The following is a 12,025-nucleotide window of genomic DNA, read 5'->3' as shown; positions in this document are numbered from 1 at the left end:
GAAACCCCGGCGTTTACGCCCGGGAGGATGTCATAGAACGCCCCACGCGTCGATGACGCGCTTCGGGCCGGTGATCTTGTTGATCCAGCGGGCCGCGGCGGCCTTCTTCAGGTTCTTCGCGGCGGGACCGCCGAAGGTCTCGATCGGACTGTTGAGACCGTTGAACGAGACCTGATGGGCGACGGCCTCCTCGCCGATGCTGATGAGCGTCCCCTGATCGTCGTACGTCCAGCGTTCGAGCGGGCGGCCCTCGATGGCGGCCGCGATGTTCTTCCCGACGACGTCCGCGGACTGCCACGCGGCCTGCGCGGTCGGCGGCGCGGGGTTCTCGCCCTGATCGACGAGCGAGTTGTCACCGATGGCGAAGACGCGCTCGTCCTCCGTCCGGAGGTTCGAACTCGCATTCAGGCGGTTGTGCTCCTTCTCGAGATCGACGTCGGAGAGTTCCGACGGACCGGTGACGCCGCCCGTCCAGAGGAAGACGTCGTAGTCGAGGTCGTCGCGCTCGTCGAACTCGATGTGGTCGGCCGTCGCGGCCGTGATCGGGTCGTCCGTGAGAGTGTCGATGTCACGCTGTTCGAGTCGGTGGCGCAGCGCGCCCTGAATCTCCGCGTTGCCCGGCGGGAAGATCTCGGGGAGCGCCTCGACGAGCGTCACGTCGATGGGTGCGTGGTTCTCGTCGCGGAACTCGGCGACCTCGCCCGCGGACTGGATGCCCGAGAGGCCGGCGCCGCCGATGACGACCTGCGCGGGATCGTCGCGCGTCGCGTCGCGCGCGGCCTCGCGCACCTGCTCGTGGATCTCGAGGGCGTCCTCGCGGCTCTTGAGCGTGAGCGGGTGCTCAGCCATGCCGTCGATGCCGTACGTCGCGGTCTCCGAGCCGATCGCGACGAGGACGTAGTCGTAGTCGACGGTCGACTCGTCGGCGAGTTCGACGACGCGCTCGTCGACGTCGACGTCGACGACCTCGCCCTGCACGAACTCCGTCTCCGGGTCGGCGATCTCGCGACCGGGATCGTCAGCTTGTCCTGCACGCCCGCGTCCCGAATGATCCGGTGGGACTCGTGAAGGACGAAGTGGTAATCGTTCTCCGCGATCCACGTCAGCTCGGCGCGCTCGGGGAGGTGCTTCTGGAGCGAGTTGATCGCCCCTGCACCCGCGTAGCCGGCGCCGAGAACGACGACTCTGGTTGCCATGTGAGACCGTCCGCCGGCCCGCAATACAAAGCCTTTGGAATTGCGGCGAGAGAGAAGGGTCGAAATGTAGAGCCGAGTCGCGCGGGTGCTCGAACGGACCGCGTCAGTGCTCGGGCGGCTCGGCGGGCGCCTCCATCCGGTCGATCTTCAGGATGAGGACGTTCCCGGTGTCGTCCTTCCCGTCCACGGTGCCCTCGACGACGAGCTTCGAGAGCGGCGTCGGGCCGACGGCCACGTCGTCGCCCTCGTGGAAGTCCCGAACGCTCCCGCGGAGGTGGATCTCGGCGCGACAGAGGTCGGGGTGGTGAACGCTCGTGAGGCTGATCTCCTGCACGTTCGCGTCCTCGTCCTCCTCGCCGTCGTGGTAGACGGGCACTTCGGCGGCGCTGTCGAGTTCCTGTACGTCGAGGGCCTTGTACGCGTTCGACGTCGGCTTGTACCCGCCCTTCGGGCCGGGGACGCCCTCGACGAGCTGGAGGGCCTTCAGGCTCTGCATCTGATTGCGGATGGTACCGGGGTTTCGGTCGACCTCCTCGGCGATGTCCTCGCCCTTCACTGCACCCTCCTGTTGGGTGTAGAGATCCACGAGCGCCCGCAGAATGGTCTTCTGACTCGGCGTCAGTTCGATCGATGACATTGTCGATCGTAGGGCGGGCGCGCGCATAAAACCCCCGAATGCAGACCTCTCCGGACCGCTATACGACCCTCGATTTCCGCTCGAACGACACTGGACGTCCAACGCCACCGGAGACGCGTCGCGGATCGAGTCGCACCGCTATGGGACCCGAACGCACCTCGGAGCGCACCGAGGTGTTTTCAACGGCCGGGGACGTCCACTCCGACATGAACGATCGACGCGTCCTCGTCACGGGGGGCGCCGGCTTCATCGGATCGAACCTCGCGAACCACCTCGCCGCCGACAACGACGTCGTCGCGCTCGACAACGGCTACCTCGGGACGCCCGAGAACCTCGACGACGAGGTGGAGTTCGTCGAGACCGACGTCCTCTCTGCGGACCTCCCCACGGACGTCGACGTCGTCTTCCACCTCGCCGCGCTCTCCTCCCGGCAGATGCTCGAGGAGAACCCCCGCGAGGGGGCGCGCGTGAACGTCGAGGGATTCGTCAACGTCGTCGAACAGGCGCGCGCGGACGGCTGCGAGACGTTCGTCTACGCGACGACGTCCTCCATCTACGGGAGTCAGACCGATCCCTGCCCGGAGGACATGGACGTCGAGGCCGCGACGGGCTACGACGCCTCGATGCTCGGCCGCGAGCGCTACGCCGAATACTACTCGAACTTCTACGAGGGGACGACCCTCGCGGGGATGCGGTTCTTCTCCGTCTATCAGGGCTACGGCGGCGCGGAGGAGCACAAGGGCGAGTACGCGAACACCGTCTCCCAGTTCACCCAGCGGATCGCGAACGGCGAGGCGCCCGTCCTCTGGGGCGACGGCTCGCAGACGCGCGACTTCACGCACGTCTCCGACATCGTCCGCGGACTCGTCCGCGCGGCCGAGGAGCGCCTCGACGGCGTCTACAACCTCGGGACGGGCGAGAGCTACTCCTTCAACGAGATGGTCGAGCTGATCAACGACGCGCTCGGCACCGACGTCGAACCCGAGTACGAGCCCGTCCCGCTCGACAACTACGTCTACCACACGAAGGCCGACATCTCGAAGATCCGCGAGGCGACGGGCTGGACTCCCGAGATCGACTTCGAGGACGGGGTCGAAATGGTGTGCGAGCCATACGAGTCGTCGCGTAGCGACGACTGAGCGAGCGCGAGCGAAGCGAGACGCGAGCACCGCGGTGCCGAGTGAAGCGGGGGACCGCGACGAAGCGAGACGCGCGCTTTTACGTCCAGCCGCCCGATCCACGACCATGGCGCGAGACGTGCGGATCATCGGTGCACCGTCCGACTACGGCGCGAACCGACGCGGCGTCGACATGGGTCCGTCTGCCATCCGGTACGCGGACCTCGCGGCCGGGATCGAGGCCACGGGGGCGAGCGTCCACGACGCCGGCGATCTCGCGGTCCCGCGCGCCGAGGAGCGCGATCCGAACCGCGAGACGCCCTCGACCGGGAAGGCGAAGTTCCTCCGCGAGACCCGCGACGTCTCCCGCTCGCTCGCCGACGCCGTCGCGGACGCGCTCGATCACGGCGCGTTCCCGCTCGTCCTCGGCGGCGACCACAGCATCGCCATCGGGTCGCTCGCCGGGTCGTCGCGCGGCGCCGACGTCGGCGCGATCTGGTTCGACGCGCACGGCGACTTCAACACGCCCGAGACGAGCCCGTCCGGGAACGTCCACGGGATGCCGGTCGCGGCCGCGCTCGGGAAGGGTTCGTTTGCCGACCTCACGTGGGCGAAAGCCCCCGGACTCAGCGAGGAGAACGTCGTCTACGTCGGTCTCCGCGACATCGACGCAGACGAGCGCCGCGCGATCAACGAGAGCGACGTGACCGCGTTCACGATGGCCGACATCGACGAGCGCGGCATCAGCGCCGTCGTCGAGGACGCCCTCGACGTCGCGAGCGCCGGCGTTGAGGGCATCCACGTCAGCTTCGACCTCGACTGGCTCGACCCGAACGAGGCGCCGGGCGTCGGCACGCCTGTTCGCGGCGGCGCCACGTACCGCGAGGCCCACTGGGCGTTGGAGGCCGTCGCCGAACGCGACGCCGCCGAGGGGATCCTCCGCTCGATGGAACTCGTCGAGGTCAACCCCATCCTCGACGAGTCGAACCGGACCGCGGAGATCGCCGCCGAACTCGCCGCGAGCGCGCTCGGCAAGCGCACGCTGTGAACCGACACCCGTGTTGAGACGGGCGGTGCCCCCGAACGTTGATGCGCCCCGCCTGACTTCTCGCGGACGCCATGCTATCCGAACGGCTCCCGGCCGCCGTCGAGCGCACGCCCCTCCAAGCCGCGAAGTTCGTCGGCGTCCTCGCCGCGCTCGCCCTGAGCGTCCTCGGGTTCACCCGCGTCCTCAGCGGTCCCGGTCTCCTCTTCGACGGGCAGTTCCTCGCGCTCGTGTTGACGCCGCTCGTCGCGCTCGCCCTCGTCACCGTGGTGTGCTGCGAGACGCTGTACTCCGTGTCTCGTGTGATCCGATCGGACGCGACGCTCGCCGAGCAAGTGTCCGGGCGTATCGGCTACGTCCTCCTCCGCGGCGTCGAGGCCGCGATCGGCGTCGGCGGCGCGCTGTTCATCGCCTCGCTGGTGCCCGCGCTCGTCGACGAGTCGACGCCCGCGCCCGCCGGCGTCGGGATCACGCTGATCGCGATGGCGGTCGGCCTCGGGATCCTCGTGGCGAGCCTCGTCCGCGCGGCCGCGGAGCTGTTCGTCTACGGCGACGAATGAAGAAGTGAAACGCGGTGGCGCGCTACTCGTCGTCGGTCTCGTCCGGCGTGAAGACGTCGACGGCGGCGAGCCGGTCGTGCTCCGCGAGGTCCATTACGGTCACGCCCTGCGTGTTCCGGCCGTACGCGGAGACCTCCGAGACGGAGGCGCGCATGATCTGGCCGTCCTCGCTCATCGCGACGAACTCGTCGCCCGCGGCGACGGAGTGAACGCTCGCGACGCGGCCGTTGCGCTGGCCGGTTTTGATGTCGACGAGACCCTTCCCGTTGCGGGACTGCCGGCGATACTCGGAGAGGGACGTGCGCTTGCCGTAGCCGTACTCGGTGACTGTCATGAGGTCGCGCTCGTCGTCCGGGCCGGCGGCGGCGACGCCCGCGACCTGATCGCCGTCGAGTTTCACGCCGCGCACGCCGCGCGCGGAGCGGCCCATCGGGCGAGCCTCCGTCTCGTCGAAGCGGATGGCCATCCCCTCCTCGGTGCCGATGATGACGTCGCCCTCGCCGTCCGTCACCTCGACGTCGACGAGTTCGTCGCCGTGCTCGAGTCGCACGGCGCGAATGCCGGTCGAGCGGATGTTCGCGAACTCCGAGACGGCGGTGCGTTTCACGTAGCCGTCGCGGGTCGCCATCGTGAGGTACTCGTCGTCCACGTCGAAGTCGAGGTCGTCCGCGGTGACGACCGCGGAGATCTCCTCGTCGTCGTCGAGATCGACGACGTTCACCGCCGAGGTGCCGCGCGCCGTCCGGGACATCTCCGGTACCTGATACACCTTCAGTCGGTAGACCTGCCCCTGATTCGTGAAGCAGAGGAGGTCGTCGTGCGTGGAGGCGGTGAACACCGTCGACACCCGATCGCCCTCCTTCAGGTCGGTGCCGATGACGCCCTTCCCGCCGCGGTGTTGCGTGCTGAACGTCTCGACGGGCGTGCGCTTGATGTAATCGCCCTCCGAGAGCGTGACGACGACGCGCTCCTCGGGGATGAGGTCCTCGTCCGTCACTTCGCCCGCGCTCTCGATCACGCGCGTCCGGCGCTCGTTCGCGTACTCCTCTTTGACGTCGCGGAGTTCGTCCTCGATCACGCCGAGCAGTTCGGACTCGTCGCCGAGGATCTCCTCGAGGCGCTCGATGCGCGCGGTGACGTCCTCGTACTCCTCCTCGATCTCCGTCGCCTCCATCGAGGTGAGGCTGCCGAGTTGCATCCGGACGACGTGGGCGGCCTGCGCCTCGCTGAAGCCGTACTCGTCTTCCAGCGCCGTGCGCGCCTCGTCGCGATCCGCCGTGTCCCGAATGGTCTCCACGACGTCCTCGGCGTGCTCCAAGGCCTTCAGGCGTCCCTCGAGGATGTGTGCGCGGTCCTCGGCCTCCGAGAGCTCGTACGCCGAGCGCCGGCGCACGACCTCCTTGCGGTGCTCGAGGTAGTGTTCGAGGGTCTCCTTGAGGCTCAGAACCTCGGGCTGGCCGTCGACGAGCGCGAGGTTGATCACGCCGAACGTCCGTTCGAGATGGGATTCGAGGAGGTGGTTCTCCACGATGTCCGTGTTCGCGTTCGACTTCAGCTCGACGACGACGCGGATGCCGTCGCGGTCGGACTCATCGCGGAGGTCGCGCACGCCTTCGAGCGTGCCGTCGTTCACGTCCTCGGCGATGTGCTCGACGAGGCGGGATTTGTTCTGCTGATAGGGGAGTTCGGTGATCACGATGCTGTCGCCGCGCTCGCCCTCCTCGACGTGGTACTCCGCGCGGACGCGCAGCCGCCCGCGACCCGTGTGGTACGCCTGTCGGATGGCGCTGCGCCCGACGATGTTCGCGCCCGTCGGGAAGTCCGGCGCGGGCACGTGCTCCATCAGGTCCGGGATCGAGCAGTCAGGGTGCTCGATGAGGTGGATCGTCGCGTCGATCACCTCGCCGAGGTTGTGCGGCGGGACGTTCGTGCTCATCCCGACCGCGATGCCCGACGACCCGTTCACGAGGAGGTTCGGGAACGCCGCGGGGAGCACGGTCGGCTCTTCGAGGCGGCCGTCGTAGTTCCCCTCGAAGTCCACGGTGTCCATGTCGATGTCCGCGAGCAGCTCCTCCGCGATGGGCGCCATTCGGGCTTCCGTGTAGCGCATCGCGGCCGCCGGATCGCCATCGACGCTCCCGAAGTTCCCCTGCCCGTCGACGAGCGGCTCGCGCATCGAGAAGGGCTGGGCCATCCGGACGAGCGTGTCGTAGATCGCGGAATCGCCGTGCGGGTGGTAGTCGCCCATCGTCTCGCCGACGATGGAGGAGCTCTTGCGGTGCGCGGCGTTGCTCGACACGCCCGCCTCGTGCATCGCGTAGAGGATGCGACGATGCACGGGCTTGAGGCCGTCGCGGACGTCCGGGAGCGCGCGGCCCGCGATGACGCTCATCGCGTAGTCGATGTACGACTGCTCCATCTCCTCTTCGACGCGGACGTTCTCGACGCGCTGGGCGACGTCGTCGGGGACGTCGGGTGCGTCCGAGCTCATATGTCCACCCACTCCGCGTCCGTCGCGTGATCCTGAATGAACTGCTTCCGGGGTTCGACGGCGTCACCCATCAGCACCGAGAACATCCGATCTGCCTCCGCGGCGTCCTCGACGCCGAACTGCTTCAACACCCTGTTCTCCGGGTTCATCGACGTGTCCCAGAGCTGCTCGGGGTTCATCTCGCCGAGTCCCTTGAAGCGCTGGACCTGCGTCGGATTGCCGTCGCAGACCTCCTCGATGATCCGGTCGCGTTCGGCCTCGCTCATCGCGTCGTACGTCTCGCCGCGGTAGCGGACGCGGTAGAGCGGGGGCTGGATAGCGTAGACGTGGCCGCCCTCCAAGAGCGGGCGCATGTGCCGGTAGAAGAACGTCAGGAGGAGCGTGCGGATGTGCGCCCCGTCGACGTCCGCGTCCGTCGCGAGGATGATCTTGTCGTAGCGCAGCTCCTCGATGTCGAACTCCTCGCCGATCCCGGTGCCCGCGGCGGTGATGAGCGCCCTGATCTCGTCGTTCTCCAGCACCCGATCGAGGCGGTGTTTCTCGACGTTCAGGATCTTCCCGCGAATGGGGAGCACCGCTTGGAACCCACGGTCCCGGGCCTGTTTGGTGCTGTTGTGGACGAACACCCCGGATTCGAGTGCGAAGTTGTGTGTCCCAGGAACCTCGATATCGTAGACGTCCGCCGTCTCATCGAGGAACTCGACCGATTCGACGGAGTGGTTGTGGCTCGCCACCGCCTCGATGAGGCCCGATTCGTTCTCGAAGAACTTCTCGATAGTCGTCTCTTTCGTCAGAACGTTCGGATTCTCGGCGTGTTCTCTGTGGAGGCGCAGATGCTCGTCCTCCGGGAGTCGCTTCACGTTGTCGGGACGGTTATTGCGCTTATCGAAGTCCACGTGATGCCTGTGGTCCCCGTCCTCGGCCTCGTATCGGCCGTGCTCCAGATTGTACCGGTCCGCGAGCAGATGGCTGAAATCCCAGAAGTTACGGGTGTTCGGCTGTCGAACCATCTCGTAGCCGTCGAGAGTGATTCCCGATTCCGATGTGTCCGAAAGCTTCCGGTAGAGGGGCATGAGCGACTCCCCATTGTCGAGGTCCTGCGCCTCGCAGTATGTCCCGTCTCGGAGCATGAACTCGTGGTCGGGCGTGCATCGAATCGTCTCGCCGTCGTCCAACGTGACTTCGACTAGGTGGGCGTCTTCCTTCGTGACACGTGGGTTCTCGATCCGTTCGAGGCCGATGCTCCCGTCATCTTGGACGGTATAGCAGTAGTGGGACTTCCCCGCGTCTCGCTCTTCGACGAGTTCCTCGAACGTTATCGACCGGCCGGACGCGAGCGTGACCTCAGTATCGCCAGTAAAGCACCCCCCCGCGCTGTCGCCTTCCACGATGAACAGCTCGGCGTCCTCGGGCTCGCGGGTCTGACAGTCCGCGAGCTTGCCCGGGAGCGATCCCGATTCGAGGGCGTTCTTCCGGCGCGTCAGCTCCTCGGCCTTCTGTGCCGCTTTCCGGGCCTTCGCGGCCTCGACGGCTTTCCCGACGACGTCCTCCGCCGTGTCCGGGTGCTCCTCGAAGTACGTGCCCATCCCGTCGTGCACCGTCGACTCGACGATTCCGCGGACCTCGGAGTTCCCGAGCTTCGTCTTCGTCTGGCCCTCGAACTGCGGGTCGGGGTGTTTGATGGAGACGACGGCGGTCAGCCCCTCGCGGATGTCCTCGCCCTTGAGGTTCTCGCCGTCGAGTTCGTCGAGCAGCCCGTGGCTGCTCGCGTAGTCGTTCACGACGCGCGTGAGCGCCGTCTTGAACCCCGTGAGGTGCGTGCCGCCCTCGCGGGTGTTGATGTTGTTCGCGAAGGCGTGCGTCGAGGATTGGAGGTCGTCGGTCGCCTGCATCGCGATCTCGACTTGCACGTCCTGCTCCTCGCCATCGAGGTAGATGACGTCCTCGTGGAGCGGGGTTCGACTCTCGTTGAGGTACCGGACGAACTCGCGGATCCCGCCCTCGTAGTAGAACGACGTTTCGCGGGCCTCGCCGTCCACCGCCTCGCGCTCGTCGCGCAGCGTGATCGTGACGCCGCTGTTGAGGAAGGCGAGTTCGCGAATCCGGCTTTCGAGGGTCTCGTACGCGAACTCGGTCGTCTCGAAGATCTCGTCGTCCGGCGTGAATCGGATGAGCGTCCCCGTGCCCTCCGCGTCGCCGACGCGTTCGAGGTCGCTCACCGGTTCGCCGCGCTCGAAGCGCTCGCGGAACCGCCCGCCCTCGCGGTCGACGACGACGGCGAGTTTCTCGGAGAGCGCGTTGACGACGGAAACGCCGACGCCGTGCAGCCCGCCGGAGACCTGATAGGACTTGTTGTCGAACTTCCCGCCCGCGTGGAGGACGGTGAGGATGACCTCGACGGCCGGCCGGTCGTACTCCGCGTGCGTGTCGACGGGGATGCCGCGGCCGTCGTCCTCGACGCTCACCGAGCCGTCGTCGTGGAGTGTGACGGTGATCTCGTCGCAGTAGCCGGCGAGCGCCTCGTCGATGGAGTTGTCCACGACCTCGTACACGAGGTGATGAAGCCCGCCCGCGTCCGTCGACCCGATGTACATCGCCGGGCGCTTCCGGACCGCCTCCAGCCCTTCGAGCACCTGTATCTGCCCGGCGCCGTACTCACCTGAATCAGACATAATCGTTGCTCGAACCTAGTTGCTCCCTTCGTATAAAGCCTCGCACACGCGCGCGTAGGCGCGCCACTCGACAATCGCTCGCGGCCGAGAGACCGCATCAGCTGAGGTGCGCGGCGACGTCCGCCTGCGTGATGATCCCGACGGTGTCGCCGTCCTCGGTGACGATGACGGCCGTGTAGTGATCGAGCAGGCTCGAAATCTCCTCCAAGGTCGCGTCGGGCGAGACGGTCGGGAACGACTCGCTCATCACCTCGCGAACGCGGCTGTCGCCGACGTCCTCGCCCGCGTGGACCACGTCGCTCTCGCTGATGGAGCCGACCGGGATCCCGTCGGCGATGACGGGAAGCTGGGAGTAGCCGGCGTTCTGCATCCGCTCGACGGCGTCGTGGACGTGATCGCTCGGCGCGACGCTGACGACGGTCTCCTGCATCAGGTCGCGCCCGCGGACGACGTCGCCGGCCGCCTCATCGAGCGCCTCGACGATGTGACGGAGCGTCGAGAGGCGCGGGTCGACGTCGCCGCCCTCGATCCGCGCGATGAGAGGCTGCGAGACCCCGGCACGGTCCGCCAGCTCGCTCTGCGTCAGTCCGAGGGCGTTCCGGCGTTCCCGGAGGTCCTGCGGCGTCGGGAGGTACACGAGCGTAATTACCCTCGGTTATGGATAAGTGTTAGTCCTCGTCCTCGGGTTCCTCGACGACCTCGATCACGTCGAGGGGGACGTCGCGGAGCGCCCCGCCGACCTCGCTCTTCGCGATGCGCGAGGCGTGTTCGTCCGAGTCCGCGTTGAACACCGTGAGTTCGAGGACGAGACCGACGAGCGCCGTCTCGGCCGCGAGGAACGCCGCGTCGAGCGGCTCCCCGCAGGCCGGACAGGTCGTCACGCCCGCCTCCACCTCGACGTAATCGAGATCCTGATCGTTCAGCCGACGCCCCGCCTCGCTCACCGCGACACCGATCGCGTCGTCCGACTCCTCGACGTCACGAACCAGCCACGCGGCCTCCATCGCCACGACGTAGTTGCTCATACCGGAGACTGGTCCCCCGGGTAGTCGTGTCTTGTGGTTGCCCGACGGTCCGAGCCGCGTGCGGACGTCATGCAAATGATCGACATAACGTACGGATATCGACGGTGTAGGCGTCGCCTCCGTGACGGCCCACCGAGGCGGCGCGACGGCGACGGCTGATGCGACCGACGTGGCAACGAAACCACCGGACTGCGGCGGGGCACCGGAGTCGCCGGAGCGGAAAAGTACTTATATGACCGTCCGGTGAGGGACGGGCACGCAGATGCCAGCACGGCTCGCCCGTCTCGTCACCGCGGTCCAGTACCAGATCACGCTCGCGTTCGCCCTCGCGCTCCTCCCCGTCGCGACGCTCGCCAGTCGCCTCGGCCTCACCCTCCCGGTCCACCGGCTCATCGAGCGCTCCGAGGCCGCCTACCGGAGCGCGCGATGAGAAACGGCCGGAAGGGTGGCTTTTATACGTCGCCCGCGACTACGCGCTGACAATGTATAACCCGAGTCAGTCGTCCGAGTTCTCGCGAAACGCAGAGCGTCTCCCCGACGGACCCGCCAACCCCTACGAGCCGGAGGTCGGGCAGATGCCCCAGAACGACGTGAGCAAGCAGGACATGGACAACATCAACAAGACCGGCACGACCATCGTCGGCATCACCACCGAGGAGGGCGTCCTCATGGCCTCCGACATGCGCGCCAGCCTCGGGGGTCGCGTCGTCTCCAACAAGAACGTCCAGAAGGTCGAGGAGATTCAGGAGAACGCCGCCCTCTCCATCTCCGGCAGCGTCGGCGGCGCGCAGTCCTTCATCCGCACGCTCAAGGCCGAATCGAACCTCTACGAGGCGCGTCGCAGCGAGCGCATGTCCATCAACGCCCTCGCGACGATGGCCTCCAACCTCCTCCGCGGCGGCCCGTTCTTCATGGTCGTCCCGATCCTCGGCGGCGTCGACGAGGACGGCTCCCACGTCTACAGCCTCGACCCGAGCGGCTCCTCCCTCGCGGACAAGTACACCGCGCAGGGATCCGGGATGCCGTACGCGCTCGGCACCCTCGAGAACAACTACACGGACGACCTCACGATGGACGAGGCCGAACAGATCGGCGCGAAGGCCGTTCAGGCCGCGAGCGAGCGTGACACCGCCTCCGGCAACGGCATCCACCTGACGAAGATCACCGAGAACAACGTCGAAATCGTCGGCCATCAGGACGTCGACGAACTCCTCTAACGGACTTTTTTCCGGTTCGGGGTCGCCGGAGGCGACCCGCTCACCGCAAAAACCTCCGCTAAAA

The 12,025-nt window shown here is 67.2% G+C and carries 10 protein-coding genes and 1 pseudogene; 5 read left to right on the top strand and 6 right to left on the bottom strand.

Translation table 11 applies throughout. The annotated features are described in order from the left end of the window. Positions 1-30 precede the first annotated feature (30 nt). Positions 31-1,196 (bottom strand): annotated as a pseudogene (locus AOZ13_RS11515) (NAD(P)/FAD-dependent oxidoreductase). A gap of 103 nt (positions 1,197-1,299) precedes the next feature. Further along, the gene (locus tag AOZ13_RS11510) at positions 1,300-1,833 is read right to left on the bottom strand and encodes an Rrf2 family transcriptional regulator (RefSeq protein WP_020222162.1); all 534 of its coding nucleotides are present in this window, start codon (positions 1,831-1,833) and stop codon (positions 1,300-1,302) included. 206 nt (positions 1,834-2,039) lie between these two features. Between AOZ13_RS11510 and AOZ13_RS11505 the strand changes: the two genes are divergently transcribed. From AOZ13_RS11505 to AOZ13_RS11495, 3 genes are all read left to right on the top strand, one after another. Further along, the gene (locus tag AOZ13_RS11505) at positions 2,040-2,972 is read left to right on the top strand and encodes an NAD-dependent epimerase/dehydratase family protein (RefSeq protein WP_044957949.1); all 933 of its coding nucleotides are present in this window, start codon (positions 2,040-2,042) and stop codon (positions 2,970-2,972) included. A gap of 106 nt (positions 2,973-3,078) precedes the next feature. Continuing rightward, positions 3,079-3,999: an arginase gene (gene rocF, locus AOZ13_RS11500; protein WP_049934099.1), complete on the top strand. Its 921-nt coding sequence runs from the start codon at positions 3,079-3,081 to the stop codon at positions 3,997-3,999. Between the two features lie 71 nt (positions 4,000-4,070). After that, on the top strand, positions 4,071-4,556 hold the full coding sequence (locus tag AOZ13_RS11495; protein WP_020221606.1) for a hypothetical protein: 486 nt from the start codon (positions 4,071-4,073) through the stop codon (positions 4,554-4,556). A gap of 22 nt (positions 4,557-4,578) precedes the next feature. Here AOZ13_RS11495 and gyrA read toward each other — a convergent pair whose 3' ends face one another. The 4 genes from gyrA to AOZ13_RS11475 all read right to left on the bottom strand — a co-directional run bounded on the left by gyrA (position 4,579) and on the right by AOZ13_RS11475 (position 10,744). Beyond that, on the bottom strand, positions 4,579-7,047 hold the full coding sequence (gene gyrA / locus AOZ13_RS11490; protein WP_020221605.1) for a DNA gyrase subunit A: 2,469 nt from the start codon (positions 7,045-7,047) through the stop codon (positions 4,579-4,581). Further along, the gene (gene gyrB / locus AOZ13_RS11485) at positions 7,044-9,719 is read right to left on the bottom strand and encodes a DNA topoisomerase (ATP-hydrolyzing) subunit B (protein WP_021780646.1); all 2,676 of its coding nucleotides are present in this window, start codon (positions 9,717-9,719) and stop codon (positions 7,044-7,046) included. The genes gyrA and gyrB overlap by 4 nt, the downstream gene beginning before the upstream one ends. Before the next feature lie 97 nt (positions 9,720-9,816). Further along, complete coding sequence (locus AOZ13_RS11480; RefSeq protein WP_020221602.1) at positions 9,817-10,356, bottom strand: CBS domain-containing protein; 540 nt, start codon at positions 10,354-10,356, stop codon at positions 9,817-9,819. Positions 10,357-10,387: 31 nt separating this feature from the next. Continuing rightward, positions 10,388-10,744 (bottom strand): DUF555 domain-containing protein, encoded by a 357-nt coding sequence (locus AOZ13_RS11475; protein ID WP_020221601.1) that lies wholly within the window; start codon positions 10,742-10,744, stop codon positions 10,388-10,390. 262 nt (positions 10,745-11,006) lie between these two features. Here AOZ13_RS11475 and AOZ13_RS14555 point away from each other — a divergent pair, with 262 nt between their 5' ends. After that, a complete protein-coding gene (locus AOZ13_RS14555) occupies positions 11,007-11,174 on the top strand; it encodes a hypothetical protein (RefSeq protein ID WP_020221600.1) in 168 nt (55 codons plus the stop codon). Between the two features lie 52 nt (positions 11,175-11,226). Further along, complete coding sequence (psmB, locus tag AOZ13_RS11470; RefSeq protein WP_020221599.1) at positions 11,227-11,961, top strand: archaeal proteasome endopeptidase complex subunit beta; 735 nt, start codon at positions 11,227-11,229, stop codon at positions 11,959-11,961. The last annotated feature ends 64 nt before the right edge of the window (positions 11,962-12,025 follow it).

The sequence above is a fragment of the Halarchaeum acidiphilum MH1-52-1 genome, assembly GCF_000474235.1.
Taxonomy (GTDB): Archaea; Halobacteriota; Halobacteria; order Halobacteriales; family Halobacteriaceae; genus Halarchaeum; species Halarchaeum acidiphilum.
The sequence above is the reverse complement of the archived record's forward strand: the minus strand, read 5'-3'. Positions and strand labels throughout refer to the sequence as shown.

Bases quoted from the DNA above. Each gene is read 5' to 3' on its own strand.
- AOZ13_RS11510 (WP_020222162.1), bottom strand. From the start codon at position 1,833: ATGTCATCGATCGAACTGACGCCGAGTCAGAAGACCATTCTGCGGGCG.
- AOZ13_RS11505 (WP_044957949.1), top strand. From the start codon at position 2,040: ATGAACGATCGACGCGTCCTCGTCACGGGGGGCGCCGGCTTCATCGGA.
- rocF (WP_049934099.1), top strand. From the start codon at position 3,079: ATGGCGCGAGACGTGCGGATCATCGGTGCACCGTCCGACTACGGCGCG.
- AOZ13_RS11495 (WP_020221606.1), top strand. From the start codon at position 4,071: ATGCTATCCGAACGGCTCCCGGCCGCCGTCGAGCGCACGCCCCTCCAA.
- gyrA (WP_020221605.1), bottom strand. From the start codon at position 7,047: ATGAGCTCGGACGCACCCGACGTCCCCGACGACGTCGCCCAGCGCGTC.
- gyrB (WP_021780646.1), bottom strand. From the start codon at position 9,719: ATGTCTGATTCAGGTGAGTACGGCGCCGGGCAGATACAGGTGCTCGAA.
- AOZ13_RS11475 (WP_020221601.1), bottom strand. From the start codon at position 10,744: ATGAGCAACTACGTCGTGGCGATGGAGGCCGCGTGGCTGGTTCGTGAC.
- AOZ13_RS14555 (WP_020221600.1), top strand. From the start codon at position 11,007: ATGCCAGCACGGCTCGCCCGTCTCGTCACCGCGGTCCAGTACCAGATC.
- psmB (WP_020221599.1), top strand. From the start codon at position 11,227: ATGTATAACCCGAGTCAGTCGTCCGAGTTCTCGCGAAACGCAGAGCGT.